Annotated in this window: 19 protein-coding genes; 10 read left to right on the forward strand and 9 right to left on the reverse strand. The window is 69.6% G+C overall.

The features are described from left to right. Positions 1–69 precede the first annotated feature (69 nt). Positions 70–336, reverse strand: coding sequence for a ferredoxin (locus HOV91_RS01630; protein ID WP_174183607.1), 267 nt, complete (start codon positions 334–336; stop codon positions 70–72). After that, positions 333–1640: an NADH-ubiquinone oxidoreductase-F iron-sulfur binding region domain-containing protein gene (locus HOV91_RS01635; protein ID WP_174183608.1), complete on the reverse strand. Its 1308-nt coding sequence runs from the start codon at positions 1638–1640 to the stop codon at positions 333–335. The genes HOV91_RS01630 and HOV91_RS01635 overlap by 4 nt, the downstream gene beginning before the upstream one ends. Before the next feature lie 76 nt (positions 1641–1716). Between HOV91_RS01635 and HOV91_RS01640 the strand changes: the two genes are divergently transcribed. Continuing rightward, positions 1717–2190: a hypothetical protein gene (locus HOV91_RS01640; protein ID WP_174183609.1), complete on the forward strand. Its 474-nt coding sequence runs from the start codon at positions 1717–1719 to the stop codon at positions 2188–2190. 44 nt (positions 2191–2234) lie between these two features. On the opposite strand, the gene HOV91_RS01645 is transcribed toward HOV91_RS01640, so the two are convergent. Genes HOV91_RS01645 through HOV91_RS01675 form a run of 7 tightly spaced genes read right to left on the reverse strand, consistent with a single transcriptional unit; the run spans position 2235 to position 8333 of the window. After that, positions 2235–3101, reverse strand: a complete 867-nt coding sequence (locus HOV91_RS01645) for an alpha/beta fold hydrolase (protein ID WP_174183719.1) — start codon at positions 3099–3101, stop codon at positions 2235–2237. A 36-nt stretch (positions 3102–3137) separates the two neighbouring features. Next, positions 3138–3530, reverse strand: coding sequence for a Rieske (2Fe-2S) protein (locus tag HOV91_RS01650; RefSeq protein ID WP_174183610.1), 393 nt, complete (start codon positions 3528–3530; stop codon positions 3138–3140). After that, complete coding sequence (locus tag HOV91_RS01655; protein WP_174183611.1) at positions 3531–4676, reverse strand: amidohydrolase family protein; 1146 nt, start codon at positions 4674–4676, stop codon at positions 3531–3533. 21 nt (positions 4677–4697) lie between these two features. Next, positions 4698–5789 (reverse strand): amidohydrolase family protein, encoded by a 1092-nt coding sequence (locus HOV91_RS01660; protein ID WP_174183612.1) that lies wholly within the window; start codon positions 5787–5789, stop codon positions 4698–4700. Positions 5790–5817: 28 nt separating this feature from the next. Further along, on the reverse strand, positions 5818–7182 hold the full coding sequence (locus HOV91_RS01665) for a cytochrome P450 (RefSeq protein ID WP_174183613.1): 1365 nt from the start codon (positions 7180–7182) through the stop codon (positions 5818–5820). A 50-nt stretch (positions 7183–7232) separates the two neighbouring features. Continuing rightward, positions 7233–7424 (reverse strand): ferredoxin, encoded by a 192-nt coding sequence (locus HOV91_RS01670; protein WP_174183614.1) that lies wholly within the window; start codon positions 7422–7424, stop codon positions 7233–7235. Between the two features lie 48 nt (positions 7425–7472). Further along, positions 7473–8333 (reverse strand): mycofactocin-coupled SDR family oxidoreductase, encoded by an 861-nt coding sequence (locus tag HOV91_RS01675; RefSeq protein ID WP_174183615.1) that lies wholly within the window; start codon positions 8331–8333, stop codon positions 7473–7475. A 498-nt stretch (positions 8334–8831) separates the two neighbouring features. Here HOV91_RS01675 and HOV91_RS01680 point away from each other — a divergent pair, with 498 nt between their 5' ends. The 9 genes from HOV91_RS01680 (at position 8832) to HOV91_RS01720 (ending at position 20835) form a co-directional block, all read left to right on the forward strand. Next, positions 8832–10370, forward strand: a complete 1539-nt coding sequence (locus HOV91_RS01680; protein ID WP_174183616.1) for an AMP-binding protein — start codon at positions 8832–8834, stop codon at positions 10368–10370. 228 nt (positions 10371–10598) lie between these two features. Further along, entirely contained in the window at positions 10599–12242 is a 1644-nt protein-coding gene (locus tag HOV91_RS01685) for an FAD-dependent oxidoreductase (protein ID WP_174183617.1), read from the forward strand. A 68-nt stretch (positions 12243–12310) separates the two neighbouring features. Further along, positions 12311–13174 carry an alpha/beta fold hydrolase gene (locus tag HOV91_RS01690; protein ID WP_174183618.1) on the forward strand — a complete coding sequence of 288 codons (864 nt, stop codon included), beginning with the start codon at positions 12311–12313 and terminating at the stop codon, positions 13172–13174. A gap of 2 nt (positions 13175–13176) precedes the next feature. Continuing rightward, positions 13177–14847 carry a bifunctional 3-(3-hydroxy-phenyl)propionate/3-hydroxycinnamic acid hydroxylase gene (locus tag HOV91_RS01695; RefSeq protein ID WP_174183619.1) on the forward strand — a complete coding sequence of 557 codons (1671 nt, stop codon included), beginning with the start codon at positions 13177–13179 and terminating at the stop codon, positions 14845–14847. Next, on the forward strand, positions 14804–15781 hold the full coding sequence (locus HOV91_RS01700) for a 3-carboxyethylcatechol 2,3-dioxygenase (protein ID WP_174183620.1): 978 nt from the start codon (positions 14804–14806) through the stop codon (positions 15779–15781). Before HOV91_RS01695 ends, HOV91_RS01700 begins: the two co-directional genes overlap by 44 nt. Then, the gene (locus tag HOV91_RS01705) at positions 15778–17619 is read left to right on the forward strand and encodes an FAD-binding protein (RefSeq protein WP_174183621.1); all 1842 of its coding nucleotides are present in this window, start codon (positions 15778–15780) and stop codon (positions 17617–17619) included. The genes HOV91_RS01700 and HOV91_RS01705 overlap by 4 nt, the downstream gene beginning before the upstream one ends. Further along, complete coding sequence (locus tag HOV91_RS01710; RefSeq protein ID WP_174183622.1) at positions 17616–18917, forward strand: LLM class flavin-dependent oxidoreductase; 1302 nt, start codon at positions 17616–17618, stop codon at positions 18915–18917. The genes HOV91_RS01705 and HOV91_RS01710 overlap by 4 nt, the downstream gene beginning before the upstream one ends. Positions 18918–18992: 75 nt before the next feature. Beyond that, entirely contained in the window at positions 18993–19805 is an 813-nt protein-coding gene (locus tag HOV91_RS01715) for a coniferyl-alcohol dehydrogenase (RefSeq protein ID WP_174183623.1), read from the forward strand. A gap of 40 nt (positions 19806–19845) precedes the next feature. Then, positions 19846–20835 carry a cyclase family protein gene (locus tag HOV91_RS01720; protein WP_174183624.1) on the forward strand — a complete coding sequence of 330 codons (990 nt, stop codon included), beginning with the start codon at positions 19846–19848 and terminating at the stop codon, positions 20833–20835. The last annotated feature ends 3 nt before the right edge of the window (positions 20836–20838 follow it).

Here is a 20838-nt window from a genome sequence, read left to right on the forward strand (position 1 = left end):
CGGTCGGGCGACCCGCCGATGCTGTGGTTCCCGGGGTGCCGGTGCGCGCCGAGGTCGTCCTGAGTTCGCTCATCGCGGCGGCTCCTGCTGTTCGGTCGCGGGGGTGGACGGCGAACTCGTTGCCGCAGGGCCGGATTCGGGCTCGGGCACGGCGATGATCGCGTGCACCGGGCAGTCCAGCAGCGCGCGCAGCACCCCGTCCTGATCCGCCGCCGCCACGACGCCGGTGCCCTCCAGCGCGGCGTAGCCCCAGTCGTCGAGCGAGAAATGCGCGGGTGCGTGCTTGGCGCACAGGCCGAAGCCGTCGCACAGGGTCCGATCGAGCCTTATCCTCATGCCGGCAGCTCCGCTTCCACGTCGAACGGCCGGTCGGCCGAGTAGACACCGGAGGCACAGGTGGAGCACCGGCCCTCCAGATGAGCGGCGACCTCCGGGGAGAACCGCGCCAGCAGTGTGGCGGCGGCGTTGGCCGCGCCGTCCAGGGTGCCGCAGGCCCCGCGTCCGCGCAGCACCACCGACCACCGCTGCATGCGTTCGATGTCCGCGGCGGTGGCCGTCGCGTCCCGCAGCGCGGTGGCCGCGGCCGCCATCGCCGCGGTGCCGTTCCAGCAGGATCCGCACTGGCCCGCGTTCTCGCGGTCGAAATAGCGCAGCACCGCCGCGGCCACGGCGACCGGGCACTCGCCGGTGAGCAACGAGATCGCCCCGCACCCCAGGCCGCTGCCGAGCGCGCGGATCGATTCGTGGTCCAAGGTGGCCGTCAGCACCGCACGGTCCACCATCCCACCGAAATAGCCGCCCATCAGCGCGCCACGCACGTCGTCGGGTGCCACGCCGTGCAGGGCGAGCACATCGGTGAACTTGCTGCCGTGCGGCAGTTCGTACAGGGCGGGCGGGCGCCCACCACCGGTGACGGTGGCCAGGAAGGTACCCGGGGATTGCGCGGTGCCCACCGCGCGGAACGCCGCACCGCCGTACCGGTGCACGAACGGCAGATGGGCCAGCGTCTCCACGTTGCTGACCAGTGTGGGCAGCCCGTCGACGCCTTGCTCGAACGGGCGCGGCGGCTTGTCCGAGGGTTTGGCCGGGCCACCGTTGACGGCCCGCACCGCCGCCGTCTCCTCGCCGGCCACATAAGCCGGCGCCACGGTGACGAGTGCGATATCCACTTCGCCGCCGCCGGCCGCGTCGAGCTCGGTGAGCGCGGCGTCGATCCGGCGCGCGGACTCCGAATCCGAGACGTAGACGTAGGCGCGGCGCGCGCCGACGATTCCCGCCGCCAGGCGCAGTCCGTCCAGAACGAGATGTGGGCGGTGGCGCATCAGCCATTTGTCCTTGACCGAGGCGGGTTCGCCTTCCTCGCCGTTGGCCACGACCACGGTCTCGTTCCCGCGCAGACCGGCTTCGCGGACGCCGTTCAATTTGATCGCGACCGGAAATGCCGCGCCGCCACGACCGAGCAGTCCGCTGCGCCGCACCTGCGCCAGCACCGTGTCAGCGGGGCCGAGCGCCCGGTAGCCACCGGCCTCGCGGTAGGCGGCGAGGTCTTCGACGGCGCCGTCGGCCCGCAGCAGGCGTGGTACGCAGCCGGGCGCCGGGGCCACGGTGAGCCCGGTGGCCGGTTCCACGGTTTCTTGCATGGCAACCTCTTCTGGGTGGTGTGTCGATCAGAGAGGGCAACGGCGTTCTCCGATCGCGGCGGTTACGCTTGCGCACATGAGAACCGCAGTGCTGCGCATCAATGTCGACCCCGCCGGGCAGCTCACCGCGGCGCAGCTGGCGGAGGGGATGCGGGCGTTGCGTGCGCACGCCGCCACGATCGCGGCCGCGTCGCCGGACAACGATCTGCCGGGCGAGCCCGCCGCTCGGCGCGAAGTTCAATTGCTGGTCGCGACAGACGATCCCGAAGCCGCGGTAGGCGAGGCGGTGCGGGTGTGCGCGGCTGCCTTCGGCACCGCGCCGGTGGCCGGTGTGGTGACCTTCGTCAGCCGGGGCACCGATGACGACGCGCACGGCGTCCTCGCCGGTTTCGGCGTGACCGGCGAGGTCACCCGGGCGCAGGACGCCGACGGCTTCGACGTGGTCTCGGTGACGCTGCGCGCGTCCGACCTGGAGCGGGTGCCCGAGAGCCGGATCCACACCGCCCTGGAGGCGTCGCTGAACTGCGAGGTCCGCATCCGCACCCGGTGAGCGGCGCGAGCGGACGCCGGGCAGCGATCGGGCAGGCCCGGCCATCAGCCGTCCAGGAACTTCAGGATCGCTGGCGCCCCCTGCACCCAGGTGTCGAACAGGTTGTAGTAGTCGACTTTTCCGCTCGCGCGATCCTCGACCGCGCGCTCCCAGGCGTCTTCGGGCCAGGGCGGATCGATAAGTGTCGAGCCCTCGATCAGGCAGCTCACCTCGAGCGACGTGCGCTTGGGGTGGTCCAGGTCGCCCGCTCCGCCGCGGATGATCAACGTGGGGACGCGAACGCGGTCGAACAACTCGTCGTCCACGCCGGGGATCGTCTGGCCCGGTTTCGGCACATAGGCGTTGAGCCACCGCAACGACAGCTTCACGAACTCGTCGCGGTCCAGGTTCAGCAGGCGCTGTTCATTGGCGGGGTTCCGGGCGATGCGCTCGCGCCACTCCCGCATCCGCGGCAGACCCGCGACCCCGCTGCCGCGCACGACCTGCAAGCTGGGCAGCACATAGTAGGCGCCGAGGTTGAACATCCCGTAGACGCCGCCGACGATGTTCCACAGCACGAGCTTGCTGACCCGCTCGGGATAGAGCATCGCCGTCAGCATCGAGTCGCGGGCGCCGCCGGAGCCGCCCGCCAGCACGCACGGGCCCGCGTCCAGCGCGGCGAGCAGGCCGTCGAGCGTCTCCGCCCGCATGTGCGACTCCGTCTGCCCGTAGAACTGCACGTCGGAGGCGCCGCAGTTGGGGCGGTCCCACAGCAGCACCGTGTAGCCGCCCGCGACGATGGCTTCGGCCAGCGGGCGCAACCCGGGCACGTCCATGCCGAACCGGCCGCCCGGCGTCAGGACGACGAGATCACCGGTGTCGCCGAGGATCTCGTAGACGACCTTGCCACCGTTGATCTCCACCGAGGACACGCGCGCCGCGCCGCTTTCGCTGTTCATGCGGGCGCCTCAGGCCATGACCACGACGTCGTCACCGACGATCCGGACCGGATAGGTGCGGATGCTCCACTCGGGCTTCACCGCGGTGGTGCCGGTGGCCAGCTCGAAACCCCATTGGTGCCACGGGCAGTAGATGTATTCCTTGTCCCGCACCATGACCGCGTCTCCGGGGACGGACTCGTCGACGACGGTGCGTCCGCGGGTCCGGCCCGCGCAGAGCGGGCCGCCCTCGTGCGGGCAGTAGTTCGCGATGGCGTAGAACGTTCCGTCGACGTTGTAGACGCCGACCCCGTGCCGGCCGATCGGCACCACCTTGGACGAACCAGGGGGGATCTCGCCGACGGTCGCGACCACATGTTCGCGGCCCTGCGCCAGCCGTGGCGTCTCGGATTCCTCGGGCACTCAGAACACCCGCCTCTGGCCGTCGATTGCGGGCACCGTCTCCGGCAGGTGGTAGGTCTCGATGCCGTTGCGGTACATCACCTGTTCGCGCGCGTGCTCGGGCAGATGCTTGACCAGCCAGCGGGGATCGTCGAAGGTCCAGTGCGGGTAGTCCGAGGAGTACAGCAGGATCTTGTCCGCCTCCATCCATTCGAACGCCCGGGTGAGTTCGGTCTTGTCCTCGGGATAGTCCAGCGGCTGGGTGGTGAACTTGATGTGCTGCTTGACGTACTCCGACGGCTTGCGCTTGATGCCGGTCCACGACTTGCGCGCCGCGTAGACCGCGTCCATCCGCCACATCAGCGGCAGGATCCAGGTGAAGGCGTGCTCCACGAACACGATCCGCAGCGCCGGGAAACGGTCGAACACCCCGTCGAAGATCAAGCTCATGATCTGATTCGCCGCCAGCAGCGAGTAGCTGACCATGAAATCGTGGTTGTAGCTGGGGAATCCGACCGGCGGCATGGGCATCGTCTCGTAGGCGCCGCGGCCGAGGTGGCAGCTGACCACCAGGTCGTGCGCGGTGGCCGCCGCCCAGATCGGGTCGTACTTCGGATCGCCCCAAGCCGGGCGCGGTTCGGCTTTGACGAGGATCTGCGCCATGTACGGGTGCCCGGCCCAGTGCTCGATCTCGCGGACCGCGCCCTGCGGGTCGTCCACGGCCGCGCAGATCGAGCCGCGCCACCGCTGGTGCCAGTTGTTCTTCGGGTCCAGCCAGTGGTTGGCCTGCCAATGGTTGATACCCGTCGCCAGCGCCTGAGTGGCCTCGGCGAGCCGGGTGGCCTTGACCGTCGGCTCCAGGATCGCGATGTCGGAGCCCGCCTCCACGATCAGCTGCCGGAAGGCCAACTCCGGATCGCTGCCGGGGAATTCGCCGTCGGCGGGGAAGGTGTCCACCCGCATCGCGTAGGAGTGCGCGTAGTCGGGTGCGTCGTAGATGATCGTCTCCCCGACACGGTGACTGAGGAAGTACGAGCTGCGGTACGGCTCGGGGATGTACTCCACGAGTTCCCGGCGGCGTGGCACGGGGTGCACGTCCGAGTCGACGACCCGGATGGCGACCTGCCCGGGGGCCGGGGTGGGGTGCTGCTGGTGGGCCAGCGTCATGGTCGTCTCCCTTCTTCGCGACTATTCGGTGACCAGTTCGGCCGCGATGTCGATGCCGTAGAGCCGGGACGCGTTGCGCCAGCAGAGCTTCTCGCGCTGTCGCGCGGTGATCGTGGACGGGAGCCCGTCGACGTCTCCGCAGTGCCAGTGCGGATAACTGGAGCCGAACATCACCATGTCCTCCTTGCCGGTGAAACCGAGCCACTCGGCGGCGAATTCGGTGTCGCCTGGCCCGTCGAGGCTGCCTTGGACGAAGAACACGTGACCGGGCAGGTAGTCGCTGGGCATCCGCGGCGACCAGGGCGTCTGCTCCAGGTGCGGCCTGCCGAAGGTGTCCATCCGCCAGGTGAACGGGGTCAGCAGGTCGGCCCCTCCGTCGGCCCAGACGAAACGCAACGACGGCAGCCGCTCGAACACGCCTTCGGCGATCATGTTCATCAGGTGATAGACGTAGTTCAGCGACATGAACCCGAGATACTGCTCGTAGGTCCGGGTGTGCCCGGACGGTGTGGGCGGGAAGCCGATGCTCTCGCCGGACTCGATGTGCGCGGCCACCGGCAGCCCGGCCTCGGCCGCCGCCTCCCACAACGGCCAGAACTGCGGCTTGCCGTAGAGGTCGCGCGACTGCAAGGGGACACCGATCTGGACGACACCGGGATGATCGGCCCACGTGCGGATCTCGCGCAGCGCCCCGGGAATGTCCTCGGGGTTCACCCGGATGGTGCCGCGATACCGGGACGCGTACGTTCCGGAATCCAGCCACCGCGACACCATCATCTCGTTGTGCGCGGCCAGCACCGCCGTGGTCAGGTGCCGGTCCGGCAGGATGCCCCGGGTCATCGGATGCAGGATCGCGACGTCGACGCCGCGGGTCTCGAACAGCTGCCCGCCGACCACGTCGGGGTCCGAACCGGGGTAGCCGCGGTCGGGCCCCCTGGTGCCCTTGGCGTATTCCCCGCCGGGCGCGCCGTACCAATCCATCTCGGCGTCCGGAATGCCGCGGCTCTTGAACGGCTCGCGCAGGAAGCCGCGCATGTCCTTGTTCGAGGCGAAGAAGATGTGCACGCTGGCGTCGATGACGGGGATGGCGGTGCCGTCGGAAAGCGTTCTCATCCCATATCTCCCAATGAGCAGGTACACGTCAGTCGATCCGCGCGATGTCGGGGCGTTCGGTCACCGGCGCCGCCAGCTCCTGCTCGTCACAGATCCGCTGCAGTTTCGCCAGCGTCTCATCCAGCCCCGGTCCCAGGCGCGGTCCCGGCGTGAAGGTGGCGGGCAGGTGCCGCATGCCTTGGATGACCCCGATGGTCTCGTAGTGCACGGTGCCCTCCGGATCGCAGCGGTAGTCCGGCATCCGGTCGAGCACGGCCGTGAGCATGGACTTGAACACGGTGCGCGCGACGTTGGACCCGATGCAGCGATGCACGCCGAGGCCGAAGCTGAAGTGCCGGTTGCCTTTGCGGTCCAGGACGACCTCGTGCGGATCGGGGAAGATCGCGGGATCACGGTTGGCCATCGCCCAGGACAGCCACAGCCGCTCGCCCTCTGCGAACTGGGTGTCCTCGACGACGCAGTCGGCCGAGATGGTGCGCCCGTCGCCCGGTGCGGGCGTGAAGAAACGCAGGAACTCCTCGGTGGCCGAGTCGAGCAGGATCTCGCGCTCGCGGCTGAGCAACTCGCGCTGGTCCGGGTGGTCAGAGAGCCATTCCAGCGAGTGCGCGGTGAGCGCGGTGGTGGTGTCGAAGCCGCCGCCGATGATCAGGCCGAGCATCCCGAGCAGTTCGAGGTCCGGCGCGGGCTCGCCGTCGATCCGCAGTTCGGTCAGCGCGCGCACCAGGCCGGGGCGGGGGTTCTGCTTGATCTCGACGAGGTTGGTCAGCAGGTCGATGCCCATCGCGCGGTGCATCTCGGCCACCCGCGCCGCGTCGGGCGAATCCTCCGGGGTGTACACCGCGGCGTGCACCGGCTCGCTGTAGAGGGACCACTGCCGCAACGGAATCCCGAGCATGGCCAGCGTCAGCACGGCAGGGACGACGTTGGCGAGGTCGTCGACGAAGTCGATCCGCCCGCTTTCGATCTTCTCGTCCAGGCCGGCCCGCACGATCTCGTCGATGACCGGCTCCCAGCGCCGGACGGCGGCGGGGGACAGGTAGGGGTTGAGCACCTGGCGGTAGAGCCGGTGCTCGGGATCGTCCATTTCCAGCATTCCGCCGCGGACGAGCTGCGCGCGCTGGGCGGGCGGAATGGAGATTCCCTTGTAGCCCCTGCGTTCTCCGTGCAGGTCGTGGTCGTTGGAGACGTGCGGGCAGCGGGCGAGTTCGAAGACCGCGTTGCCGCCGCTGGCCACCCAGTGACCGTCGTAGGTGTCGCTCCAGGCGATCGGGCACTTGGCGTGCAGTTCCTCGGTGATCTCCTGGAACCGGTGCCGGTATTCCGGGGTGTGCCGGTCGAAGTGGTACCGGTTCTTCTTGCGGTCCTGATCGGCGACCGCGTCGTCAATGCTCACGGTGATGTTCCTCTGCTGCTCACGGGATTCGGCGCGCCGGCGACGGGCGTTCAGGAGAGGGATATGGCCCGTTCCGGACACGATCGCACGGCTTCACGCACCTGCTCCTGCTGCTCGGCCGGGACGTCGCCCGCGACGGCCGTCGCGTGTCCGTCGACGTCGCTCAGCTCGAATGCCGCCGGTGCGTTGATCGCGCACAGGGTGTGTCCCTGGCACCGATCCGGATCGACTCGGACCTTCACTGCTGGTTCCTCCGCACTCGTCGTCGGGTTCGCGGGTCGGCGTGCCGGTCAGATGTGGTAGTCGTACCACTTCAGGTATCCGCCGCCGTCCACCCGAAGTTGCAGGCCGGTGACGTATCTGGCCTCTTCGGAGGCGAGGTAGACGATGGCGTTGCTGATGTCCTCGGGTTCCACGTACGGGATGCGCATGGCCTGCTGCACACCGAAGGCGGGCTCGGCGTCGGCGCGGGTCGGATGCTCGAGGTCGGGACGGAACGAGCGATACATCGGCTCGCTCTGCAACATCGGCGTGTTGCAGTTCGTCGGGTGCACGACGTTGGCGCGGATGCCGCGCGGCGCCAGATGGCGCGACAACTCGTAGACGTAGGCCGTCAGCGCCCGCTTCGAGTGCACGTACGCCATGCCGCCGAGATCCTTGCCCGGCTGGTCGATCTTCGAGATGTCGATGAGCGAGGCGGTGGAACCGGTCGCGATGATCGAAGCGCCCTCGGCGAGATGCGGCAGCGCGACCTGGATCGCGTTGATGGTGCCGATCAGGTTGGTGTTGATCACGTCGGACCACGCCTGCAGCTGCGGTTCGCCCTTCATGCCCGCGATGCCGGCCTGGGCCACGACGATGTCGAGCCTGCCCAGCTCGCGGATGCCGTTCTCCAGCGCGGCCTGCAACTGTTCGGCGTTGCGCACGTCGGCCTTCGCGGCGACGACGCGCCGCCCGGTCTTACCGACCAGGTTCGCGGTCTCCTCGAGGTCCTCCGGCGTCGCCAGCGGGTAACCGATGGTCGCGATGTCCTCGCAGAGATCGACGGCGATGATGTCGGCGCCCTCCTCGGCCAGGCGCACCGCGTGACTGCGGCCCTGTCCGCGTGCGGCGCCGGTGATGAACGCGACCTTGCCCTCGACACGTCCCACAGCTGAACCTTCCGTTCTCTTCGATGGCCGCCACGGCCACGCGGTGACGACGGATGTCGCCGCAGCCGCGACGCCGAAGCGCACGCCCGCGGTGCGCCGGGAATGCAGGCGGTCCGCCTGCCGGGAACCGGCGGACGTCCTCCGTGGCCAGGGCTGTTCGGGCGCGCGACTCGCTCGCCGGATCTCCGGGTCTGCCCGTCGTCTCATTGGCAAGAATTATCCTTGCCGCTGATGAGAACGGTACTCTACCGAAAGTTTCGCTGCAAGCCTGCCCGAAGTCTGCTGATCACACGATCGTTCGCAGGGAGCCCGGTGCGCCTTCCGGGTAGAACGGTCTACTTCCAGCAACTCGGGATCGGCTGGTGGGGATGTATTACTTTCGAATACGGAGAATGAGATTTCCGTCGATAGTGGGCGCAGTCCGATGGCCGTCCTTCGACTCACCGCCCGCCGACGCGGTGCTGTCGCGCTGCGCCCGAGAAGTGAGTGAGAGTCGATATGCGAACCATCCCAGGGGAATTGAGCGCCCGCTACGAGCGCGCAGGCTGGTGGCGGCGGGAGGCGCTGGGCGAGCTGCTGAGCCGAGGGCTCGCGGCCGCTCCCGGTACCGAGTTCCGGGTCCATTCCGATGTGCGCCCGTGGTCGGGCACCTTCGCCGATGTCGAGCGGGTGGCGCGCAGGCTGGCCGCGGGACTGCGGGCGCGCGGAGTCCGTCCGGGTGACGCGATCGCGTTCCAGCTGCCCAATTGGATGGAGGCCGCCGCGACCTTCTGGGCATCCGCGTTGCTGGGCGCGGTGGTCGTGCCGATCGTTCATTTCTACGGACGCAAGGAGGTCGCGCACATCCTCGACGCCGTCCGGCCCGCCGTGTTCATCACGGTGCACCGGTTCGGCAAGCTGAGTTTCGACCCCGCGGTGAGTGCCCGGGTTCCGGTGGTCGGGCTGGTGGAGATCGACTTCGACGAGTTGCTCGCCGACGAGCCGATGGCCGGGACGATCGCCGTGGATCCGGCGAGTCCCGCCCTGATCGCTTTCACCTCGGGAACCACCAGCGCTCCGAAGGGTGTCGTGCACAGCCACCAGACGCTGGGGTGTGAAGCCAGGCAGCTCGCCGAGCAGAACCAACTGGATCGGGGCAAGCAACTCACGGCCACCCCGGTGGGCCATTTCATCGGCATGGTCGGGGCGTTCCTGATTCCGGTGCTGCACGCCAAACCGGTGCATCTGACCGATGTCTGGGATCCGGGCCGTGCGCTGGCGCTGATGCGCGGCGATGGCCTCTCGGTCGGCGGCGGTCCGCCCTACTTCGTCACCAGCCTGCTCGACCACCCGGATTTCACCCCTGACCACCTCCGGCACTTCCGGTACGTCGGACTCGGCGGCTCCGCGGTCCCGGTCTCGGTGACGCGCAGGCTCGCCGCGCTGGGGCTGGTCCCCTTCCGCGCCTACGGCAGCACCGAGCACCCGTCGATCACTGCGTCGCGGTACACGGCTCCGGAGTCGGAACGGCTCACCACCGACGGCAGGCCGATGCCGGGCGTCGAGATCCGGCTGGCCGACGACGGCGAAATCCTCAGCCGCGGACCGGATCTGTGCCTGGGCTACACCGATGACGTACTCACCCGCCGCGCTTTCGACGCGGACGGCTGGTATCACACCGGCGACATCGGCGTCCTCGGCGCGGACGGCTGCCTGACGGTCACCGGCCGCAAGTCCGACGTGATCATCCGCGGCGGCGAGAACGTCAGCGCGCTGGAAGTGGAGGAGGTGCTCGCCGAGCTGCCCGCGGTCGCCGAGGCGGTGGTCGTCGCCATTCCCGACGACCGCTTCGGGGAGGCGGTCGGCGCGGTGCTGCGCATCCGGCCGGGGCACACGCTGCCGTCCATGGACGAGGTGCGCGCGCACTTCGCGGCGGCGGGCATCGCGCGCCAGAAGTGGCCGGAGCGGTTGTTCGAGGTCGAGGACTATCCGCGCACGGCGAGCGGGAAGGTGCGCAAACATCTCCTCCGCGAAAGGATTGCCACATCCGCGCTATGAGAATACCATTCTTCTCAGTTGCAAATGGTGGTCTCGCGTACCTCGCGCCTCCACCCGCATTCCTCCGGGCCGGCGCTTCGGGGTCGACCGCGCAGCGCCTGATCCGCGCGGTCCCGGCTTCGCCGCCGTCGGCTCGGTGAGGGCTTCGAAGCGCCCGCCGCGATCGGCTCGCAAGAGCGGATCCGGTGCGCCCGTGGCTCGCCCGTCCAGCCGAAAGGAAATCGCGCAGTGCCTTCGCAGCAGCAGGAACGATCCGCCACGACGGCGGATGTCGAGGTGGACGTGGTCGTCCTCGGCAGCGGCGCGGCCGGCTTGACCGCCGCATTGACCGCGGCGGTGCACGGCGCGTCGGTGGCCGTCTTCGAGAAGGCCGCCACTGTCGGCGGAACGAGCGCCGTCTCGGGTGGTATCGCGTGGATTCCCGCTCACGACCGCTGCGCCGACGGACCGCTGAGTGTGGCCGACGCGTTGAGCTACCTGCACGCCCAGTCCCTGGACTCGATGGACGACGAACTGGTCGAGGTCTTCGTGCGCACCGGTGCGGCGATGGTGGACTTCGTCGAGGCGCACAGCGGTGTGCGTTTCGAGATCGCCGAGGGCTTCCCGGATTACAAACCGGAACTGCCCGGCGGCAGGCCGGGCGGCGGGCGATCACTGAGCCCCGTCGCGTTCGATCTTGCCCGGCTCGGCGAATGGCGCGACCGCATCACCGCCTTCCCGGCGGACTGGAGCAACGTGGGGTTCGACGCCGAGACGCGGGCCCGGCTGCACGCGACGGTCGCCGACGAGTCGGCCGATCTGTGCGTAGCCGGAACGGCGCTCGTCGCCGGCTTGCTCGCGGGGGTGCTCGGCGCCGGAGTCGTGCCACGGACCGGGGCCAGGGCGACGGAGTTGATCGCCGAGGACGGGGCGATCAGCGGGGTCCGGATCGTCACGGCGGCAGGCGAGTCGACCGTGCGGGCGCGCAGTGGCGTCGTCCTGGCGACCGGCGGATTCGAGTGGGACCCCGGCCTGGTCCGCGCTTATCTGCGCGGCCCCATGCACGGCGCGGTCTCGCCGCCGAACAACACCGGCGACGGTCTGCGCATGGCGATGGCGCACGGCGCGGAACTCGGCACGATGAGCGAGGCCTGGTGGGTGCCGATCGTCCGTATTCCCGGCGACACCATCGAGGGCAAGCCGCGCAGTCGCAGTGTGCGCCTGGAGCGCACGCGCCCGCGCAGCATCATGGTCAACCGGGCGGGCAGGCGGTTCGTCAACGAGGCGGCGGAGTACAACTCGATGGCGGGCGCCTTCCACTATCTCGATCCCAGGGGCGGTTACGTCAACGACCCCGGCTGGATCGTCTTCGACGCCGTGCATCTGAGCCGGTACGGCTTCCTCGGCGTCGCCCCCGGTGACCCGGTCCCCGAATGGTTCTGCGAATCCGCGGATCTCGCCGAACTCGCGGCCAGGACCGGCATCGATCCCGCCGGGCTCGCCGCGACCGTCGCCGCGTGGAACCGTCACGTCGCCACGGAGAACGATCCCGACTTCGGGCGCGGCGGGAGCGCCTACGACGGCTGGTGGGGAGACCAGCGCGCCGCCACCGTCGCCGGTCGCACGCTCGGCCCGATCGATACCGCCCCGTACTACGCCGTGCCGGTCACCGTGGGCGCGATGGGTACGAAAGGCGGGCCGCGAACCGACCGGGACGGGCGGGTGCGGCATGTCGGCGGGGCGGTCGTCCCCGGTCTGTTCGCGGCGGGCAACGCCATGGCCGGTGTGACCGGCCGGGCCTACGGCGGGGCGGGCGGAACCATCGGTCCCGGGATGGTGTGGGGCTTCCGCGCCGGGTACGCCGCGGCCACCGGTAAATCGGTCGAGATCTGACAGCGAAGGCATCGGGTCTGCTCCGCCGCGTCGGCGGCGAACAGACCGGGTTCTACGGAGGTAACGAGTTGCCGGAATACGAGAGCATCTGGAGCGATCTCCAGGGCGTCCCTTTCACGCAGGGATACCTGGATGTCGGCGGCGTCCGAACCCGCTACCTACACGCGGGCGATCCCACCCGCCCGGCTCTCGTTCTGCTGCACGGGTCCGGTGGGCACGCCGAAGCCTATGTCCGCAATCTGGAGTCGCACGCCGCGCACTTCTCCACATGGTCGATCGACATGCTCGGGCACGGCTACACCGACAAGCCCGGCCATCCGCTGGAGATCGCGCACTACGTCGAGCACGTCATCGGGTTTCTCGACACGGTCGGCGTGCGGCGCGCGTCCGTCAGCGGGGAATCACTGGGCGGCTGGGTGGCCGCGCGCGTGGCGATCGATCATCCGGACCGCGTCGAGCGCTTGGTGCTCAACACCGCGGGCGGGTCACAAGCCGACCCGGAGGTGATGCGGCGCATCGTCACGCTGTCGATGGCGGCCGCCGCCGACCCGGCCTGGGAGACGGTGCAAGCCAGGATCAAATGGCTGATGGCCGACAAGTCGAAGGGCTACGACGATATAGTCGCCAGCAGGCAGCGCGTCTACCGGCAGCCGGGCTTCGTCGCGGCCATGCGCGACATCATGGCCTTGCAGTACCCGGAGATCCGGCAGCGAAACCTGTTGGGCCCGGCCGAGTACGGCCGCATCACCGCACCCACCCTGGTGCTGTGGACCAGCGACGATCCCACCGCCGACGTCGCAGAGGGCAGACGGATCGCGTCGATGATCCCCGGCGCGCGATTCGAGGTCCTGCCGGACTGCGGGCACTGGCCGCAGTACGAGGACGCCAAGACCTTCAACGCCCTGCACCTCGACTTCCTGCTGGGCGGCTGACCGTGTCCGAGCAGATTTCTCCCCCCGCGACCGACGTCGACGTAGTCGTGGTCGGCGCGGGCCCGGTGGGCCTGACGCTGGCCAACATGCTCGGGATGTACGGGGTGCGCACCCGGGTGGTCGAAGAACGCGCGACGCTCATCGACTACCCGCGCGGCGTGGGCCTGGACGACGAGTCGCTGCGCACGTTCCAGGCGATCGGCCTGGTCGACCGCATCCTGCCGCACACGACGCCGAACCAGATCATGCGGTTCGTCGACAGCCGCCGCAGGCTGCTCGCCGAGATCGCCCCGACCGAGCAGCAGTTCGGCTGGCCGAAGCGCAACGGATTCGTCCAACCGCTGGTCGACGCCGAACTGCTCGCCGGACTGGACCGTTTCCCGCAGGTCGAGGTGGCCTGGGGGACGGCCATGACCGCGTGCGCGGACTCCGGCGGACAGGTCTCGGTCGCACTCGACACCGGCGCCGGGGCGTCCACCGTGACCGCCCGGTACGTGGTGGGCTGCGACGGCGGGCGCAGCGCCACCCGACGGCAGATGGGGGTGTCCTTCGACGGCACCACCTCGCCGACCCGCTGGCTGGTGGTCGACTTGGCCTCGGACCCGCTGGGACACCCCAACATCGAGGTCGCGGCCGATCCGGCGCGGCCGAACGTGTCGGTGTCGATCGCGCACGGCATCCGGCGTTTCGAGTTCATGATCCACGACGACGAGCCCGACGAGCTGGCCGAGGATCCGGCGTTCGTGGCGAAGATGGTCGCGCCGTTCGTCCCGCATCCCGAGCGGCTCGAGGTCATCCGGCGCCGGGTCTACACGCACCACTCCCGGATCGCCGGGGCCTTCCGGCGCGGCCGACTGCTGCTGGCCGGCGACGCCGCGCACCTGATGCCGGTGTGGCAGGGGCAGGGCTACAACAGCGGCATCCGGGACGCGGCGAATCTCGGATGGAAACTCGCCGCCGTCGTCCGGGGGCACGCGGGGGACGGCTTGCTCGACAGCTACGACGTGGAACGGCGCAAGCACGCCAGGGCCATGATCGATCTGTCGACGATGGTCGGCCGGGTGATCTCGCCGACCGATCGCAAGGTCGCGGCGGTGCGGGACGTGCTGGTGCGCGCGGCGGCCGCGATTCCTCCGGTGAAGCGCTACGTGCTGGGCATGCGGTTCAAGCCGATGCCGCGCTACGAGCACGGCGCGGTGGTGCACGACTGGTCCCGTTCGCCGGCGTCGTCGGTCGGCACGCTGTTCGTGCAGCCCCGGGTGGACACCAGGGACCGCGCCGACGTCCTGCTCGACGAGGTGCTCGGCCCGTGGTTCGCCGTGCTGTGCTGGAACAACCGCCCCCGCGAAGTGCTCGGCGCGATGGCGTTCGAACGATGGAAATCTCTGGGAGCCCGGTTCTTCGAGGCCCGCCCGTTCACCCAGCTGCACTGGACCGGCCACGACGACCCCGACGTGGTCGTGGTCGGCGATCGCACCAGCGCGCTGAAACGCTGGTTCGACGGCCAGCGCGACTCGGTGCTGTTCCTGCGCCCGGACCGCTGTGTGGCGGGCGCGTCCATCGCGCAGCTGGCGCCGGAACTGAGCGCCGACCTGCTCGACACTCTCGACTTGCCGCAGGGAGGAAACGATGCCGCTGGCCCTGTGCTGCGTCTCGCACAGCCCTCTTCTTGATCTGCCCGGACCGGAACGCGAGTTGCTCGACGACATCGAGTCCGCGCTCGACGAGGCGGCGCGGTTCGTGCGCGCCTTCGATCCCGAACTGGTCGTGGTGTTCGCGCCCGATCACTACAACGGGTTCTTCTACAAGCTCATGCCGCCGTTCTGCGTCGCGGCGGCCGCCACCGGAGTGGGGGACTACGGCACGCACGCCGGACCGCTCGACGTCCCGGCCGAGCTGGCCACCGAACTGGCCGAGGCGGTGCTCGCGGCCGGGGTCGACGTCGCTGTCTCGATGACGACGGACGTCGATCACGGGACGGTGCAACCGTTGCAGCGGCTGCTCGGCGCCGCGACGGCGCGTCCGGTCGTCCCGATCTTCGTCAACTCGGTGGCCGTGCCGCTGGGGCCGCTGCATCGCGCCCGCGCGTTGGGCGCGGCCGTCGGCGCGCACGTCGCGACACTGGACAAGCGGGTGCTGGTGCTCGGTTCCGGCGGGCTGTCGCACGACCCGCCGGTGCCCGCACTCGCCACGGCCACCGGACCGGTGCTGGAGCGGATCGTGCACGGCGGGCCCATGACCCCGCAGCAGCGGGAAGCGCGCCAGGAGAAGGTGATCGAAGCCGCACGCGAGTTCGCCGCCGGTCGCGGCGGCCTGCGGCCGCTCAATCCGGAGTGGGACCGGCGCTTCCTCGAGCTCCTCGACGAGGGGCGGCTCGGCGAATTCGACGACTGGGCCAATGCGTGGATCACCGAGAAGGCAGGCAACTCCGGGCACGAAATCCGCACCTGGGTGGCCGCTTTCGCGGCCATGCGCAGTCAGGGGCCGTACCGGACGACCGTGCGCTACTACCGCTCCGCGCCCGCGCTGATCGCCGGATTCGCGGTGCGAACCGCCCTGCCGGAAGCCGATCAGGACAACGATTCGACCGCCAGGAGGCGAGCGTGACATCCGAACCGACCGACGCGCCCGCGTCCGGCACCGTCGAGCAGTCCGGCGATGCCGGGGGCGCGACGGCTTTCGACCATTCCGTCGACGTCCTGATCGTCGGCTCCGGCGGCGGCGGGCTGACCGCCGCGCTCACCGCCGAGGCGGCCGGATTGTCCACCCTCGTGGTCGAGAAAGCGGCGCACTACGGCGGATCCACCGCACTGTCGGGCGGTGGGATCTGGGTGCCCGGCGCCCCCGCGCAGAAGCGCGACGGCTACGAGCCCGACCCGGAGCGCGTCGTCGAGTACCTGCGCGCGATCACCGAGGGCTTGGTGAGCGACGCGCGCCTGCGCGCCTATGTCACCAAGGCGCCGGAGATGATGGAGTTCCTGGAGCGGCGCAGTTCGTGGCTGGAATTCGTGTGGAAGCCCGGCTACGCCGACTACTACCCGGAACTGCCCGGCGGTTCCGCGCAGGGCAGCACCATCAACGTGCCGCCGATCGATCTGCGCGAACTCGGCGACGAAGAACAGAACCTGCTGCGCCCGCTGGCTCTGGCGCCCAAGGGGATCTGGCTGGGCCCCAAGGATCTTCGCCTGTTCTATCAGGTGCGCCAGTCCTGGCGTGGCAAGGCCGTGCTGGTGAAGCTGGTGTGGCGGATGTTCCGAGCCAGGGTGTTCGGCGACCGGATCGCCGCCATCGGGCAGTCCCTGGTCGCCCGGCTGCGACTCGCCCTGCGGGAGCGCGACATCCCGCTGTGGCTGAGCGCGCCGATGACCTCCCTGATCACCGGAGCCGACGGCCGCGTGGTGGGGGCGGTGGTCGAGAAGGACGGAAAGTCGCTGCGGATCCGCGCCGAGCGCGGGGTGATCCTGGCGACCGGCGGCTTCGATCACGACATGACCTGGCGCAAGGAGCACCAGCCGGTGGTGGAGCGGGACTGGAGCTTCGGCAACCCGGAGTCCATGGGCGACGGCATCCGCGCCGGACAGCGGGTCGGCGCGGCCACCGACCTGCTCGACGAGGCGTGGTGGTTCCCCGCCATCCAATGGCCGGACGGCCGGCTGCAATTCATGCTCAACGAGCGCATGATGCCCGCCCAGTTCATCGTCAACGGCGCGGGCGAGCGGTACATCAACGAGGCCGCCCCGTACATGGATTTCGGCCACGCGATGATCGACGGACAGAAATCGGGGACCACGCACATCCCGAGCTGGCTGATCACCGACGTGCGCTCCTGGCGCCGCTACGTCGTCGCGGGGCATCTGCCGCTGCCGAAGATCCCGTTCGCGCCGGTGCCGACCGGCCGGAAGATCCCGCAGGCATGGCTGGACTCCGGTGTCGTCGTGGCCGCGAACTCCTGGACGGAGCTCGCGGCGAAGATCGGCGTGCCCGAGGATCGCCTGCGCGCCACCGCCCAGCGCTTCGACGAACTCGCGCGCAAGGGCCACGACGACGATTTCCAGCGCGGCGACAGCGTCTACGACAACTACTACGGCGACCCGACGCTGCCCAACCCCAACCTGTATCCGCTGGGTAAGCCGCCGTACTACGCGTTCCGGATCATCCTCGGCGACCTCGGCACCTCGGGCGGACTGCGCACCGACGAGCACGCCAGGGTGCTGCGGCCCGACGACACCGTCATCCCGGGTCTGTACGCCGTGGGCAATACCTCCGCGGCGGTCATGGGCCGCAGTTACGCGGGCGCGGGCGCGACGATCGGGCCCGCCATGACCTTCGGCTACCTCGCGGTCGAGCACCTGGCCGCAAGCGCGGGCCCCGCGACCGGAGCGGCGGACGACGCCGGATCGGCCCGCGACCACTCGACATTCGATTCCATCGGAGGAAGTAAATGAAGATATCCCTGTTCTACGAATTCGCGCTGCCGAAGCCGTGGGTCCCCGACGACGAGCGCCAACTCTTCAAGGAGGGGCTCGCCGAGGTGGAGGCCGCCGACAAGGCCGGGTTCTCCACCGTCTGGTTGACCGAGCACCACTTCCTCGAGGAGTACTGCCACTCGACCGCGCCGGAGATCTTCCTCGCCGCGGCCAGTCAGCGGACCAAGGACATCCGGCTCGGCTTCGGCGTCATGCACCTGCCCCCGGCGATCAACCATCCGGCACGCGTCGCCGAACGCGTCGCCACTCTCGACCTGATCTCCGATGGGCGGGTCGAGTTCGGTACCGGTGAGTCGTCGTCGGTGGGGGAACTGGGCGGGTTCAACATCGATCCCGCCGACAAGCGCGGGCAATGGGAAGAGGCCCTCGAGGTCTCCATCCGCTGCATGATCGAGGAGCCGTTCACCGGTTTCAAAGGCGAGCACATCGAGATGCCCGCGCGCAATGTGATTCCGAAGCCGCACCAGCGCGCGCATCCGCCGGTGTGGGTGGCGTGTACCCGGCCCTCGTCGGTGCAGATGTCGGCGCGACTGGGTGCGGGTGCGCTCAGCTTCGCCTACACCGGCCCTGGACCGCTGGCCGATCGCGTGCGCGGGTACTACCAGGAATTCGAAGATCACGCCGAGCCGTGGTTGCCGGTGCTCAACCCGAACATCCTGGCCATCGGCGGCGACCTGTCGATGATGGTCGCGCCCACCGACGAGCAGGCTTTGCAGCGGCTCGGCCTTGGCGGCGGCTTCTTCTCCTTCGGGATCATGCACTACTACATGACCGGCCAGCACACGCCGGGCCGCACCGGCGTCTGGGAGCGCTACCTCGACGCGGTGAAGGAGGACGAGACGCTGGCCTACGGTCCGGGCCGGGGCGCCATCGGGTCGCCGGACACCGTGCGCGAATTTCTGCGCGGTTACGAGGAGAGCGGCGTCGACGAGATCATCCTGCTGCTGAACCCGCGCAGCCACGAGGCCACCATGGAGTCCATCGAACTGATGGGCAAGCACGTGCTGCCGGAGTTCATCGAGCGCGACGCGCAGGCGGTCGCCGCGAAGGCCGAGCGGCTCGAGCCGGTCATCGAGAAGGTGGAAGCGCGGCGCAAGCCGCTGTCCACGCCCGCGTTCGACGAGAACTACGCGTTCGGTGGCCTGCCCACCGGCCGGGGCGGCACCTTCACCGCGAGCGAGATCCCCGAAGCGATGGCCGAGATCAACGAGGGCCGGGTCCAAGCCGCGCAGCGCGCCAAGGAAGAAGCGCAGTGACCGCCCGCCCGCGCGGCCGCGCCGCGACCGCGCGGGCACGCCCGGACGACAGGGGAGAAAGACGAGGTGCCCGAGGTGGAACGAGCCGATGAGCTGTGGCGCTACGACGGCAAGCGGGTCGTCGTGACCGGCTGCTCCTCCGGGATCGGCGCGTGCGTGGCCGGGCAGGTCGCCGAACTCGGCGGCCGCGTGGCCGGTCTGGACCTGGTGGAGCCGACCGGTGCGCTGGACGAGTTCCACCGCGTGGACATGGCCGACGCCGCATCGATCGACCGGGCCGTCGCCGCGCTCGGCGGCCCGGTGGACGCCTTGTTCAACGTCGCGGGCGTCTCCTCGGGCATCGGTGACCCGATCCGCGTGGTCACGATCAACTTTCTCGGCCTGCGGCACTGCACCGAGGCGATCGCGCGGTCGATGGGCCGCGGCGCCACCATCGCGAGCGTGTCCTCGCTCGCGGCGGCCGGCTACCTGGAGCATCGCGAACAGGTCGGCGGCCTGCTGGACACGGCGGACATGGACACCGGAATCGCCTGGTGCGAGGACCATCCCGACGCCGTGGCCGACGGCGGATACCGGCTGTCGAAGGAAGCGATCATCTACTACACGATGCGCAACGCCGTCGCCTTCGGCGCGCGTGGCATACGGATCAACTGCACCGGCCCGGGGGTGACGGAGACACCCATCCTGGATCAGCTGCGCTCGGCATACGGTCCGCGGTACCTCGACACCATTCCCAAGCCGCTGGGCCGGGTCTCCGAACCGGCTGAACAGGCGGCCGCCCTGCTCTTCCTCAACAGCCGGGCGGCGAGCTACGTGACCGGCCAGGTGCTCTGGGTCGACGGCGGCAACGTCGGCGCCCGGATCGCCGGTGTCGAGCTCGGCTCGTGACCGCAGGCAGACGAGCGATCAGCGTGAAAGGACAAGCAGCGTGGCCAATCTGACCGAATTCCGGCGGGTCGCCGACAGTGTGCGCAATTGGGGCCGATGGGGTGCCGCCGACGAACTCGGCACCCTCAACTTCGTCACCCCGGAGAAGATCGCCCAGGCCGCGCGCCTGGTGCGGCACGGGCGGGTGTTCCCGCTCGGCGTCGACTTCGGTTCGTCCGGGCCGCAAGGGGCGTTCAAATTCCGGCACAACCCGGTGCACGTGATGACCGTGGACGGCGGCGACGCGCGAACCCTGACCGAATACGGCCCGAAGTGGTTGCGCAACAGCGTCGGACGCGAACTCAGCGGCTTCTTCGAGGACAACCCGTTCCGCTTCAACGACGACCTGATCATCATGCCGCTGCAAGCGGCGACGCAGTGGGACGCGCTGTCGCACGTCTACTACGACGACTACCTGTACAACGGTTTCCCGGCGAGCTCGGTCACCAGCCTGGGCGCGTATCACTGCGGCATCGACAAGGTCGACGGCAAAGGCATCACGACCAGGGGCGTGCTGCTGGATCTGGTCCGCCACCGCGGCGCCGACACCTTCCTCGCGCCGGGCGACCCGATCACCCCCGACGAACTGGACGCGGTCGCCAAGACACAGGGGGTCGAGGTCGGCCGCGGCGACATCGTGCTGATCCGCACCGGGTGGTGGGCGCGCTTCCTCGAGGCGGGCGACGGCACCGAACCGTACTCGGGCCTGGACTGGCGGTGTGCCACCTGGCTGCACGAGCGCGAGATCGCGGCCGTGGCGGCGGACAACCTCATGGTCGAGGACCCGGTGTCCGGGGTGGACGGCACCTTCCTGCCGATGCACATGCTCTGCCTGCGGGACATGGGCCTGATGCTCGGCGAGTACTGGGACCTCACCGCGCTCGCGGCGGACTGCGCCGCCGACGGCGTCTACGAATTCCAGCTCATCGCACCGCCGTTGCGCGTCGTCGGCGCCGTCGGATCACCCGTCAACCCGATCGCCATCAAGTAGAAC

Origin of the sequence: Nocardia barduliensis (genome assembly GCF_013315795.1) — a bacterium.
Taxonomy (GTDB): Bacteria; Actinomycetota; Actinomycetes; order Mycobacteriales; family Mycobacteriaceae; genus Nocardia; species Nocardia barduliensis.

Excerpts from the sequence above, each read along its gene's own strand:
- HOV91_RS01700 (WP_174183620.1), top strand. The coding sequence starts at position 14,804 with ATGCCGCTGGCCCTGTGCTGCGTCTCGCACAGCCCTCTTCTTGATCTG.
- HOV91_RS01630 (WP_174183607.1), bottom strand. The coding sequence starts at position 336 with ATGAGGATAAGGCTCGATCGGACCCTGTGCGACGGCTTCGGCCTGTGC.
- HOV91_RS01655 (WP_174183611.1), bottom strand. The coding sequence starts at position 4,676 with ATGACGCTGGCCCACCAGCAGCACCCCACCCCGGCCCCCGGGCAGGTC.
- HOV91_RS01640 (WP_174183609.1), top strand. The coding sequence starts at position 1,717 with ATGAGAACCGCAGTGCTGCGCATCAATGTCGACCCCGCCGGGCAGCTC.
- HOV91_RS01635 (WP_174183608.1), bottom strand. The coding sequence starts at position 1,640 with ATGCAAGAAACCGTGGAACCGGCCACCGGGCTCACCGTGGCCCCGGCG.
- HOV91_RS01660 (WP_174183612.1), bottom strand. The coding sequence starts at position 5,789 with ATGAGAACGCTTTCCGACGGCACCGCCATCCCCGTCATCGACGCCAGC.
- HOV91_RS01680 (WP_174183616.1), top strand. The coding sequence starts at position 8,832 with ATGCGAACCATCCCAGGGGAATTGAGCGCCCGCTACGAGCGCGCAGGC.
- HOV91_RS01710 (WP_174183622.1), top strand. The coding sequence starts at position 17,616 with ATGAAGATATCCCTGTTCTACGAATTCGCGCTGCCGAAGCCGTGGGTC.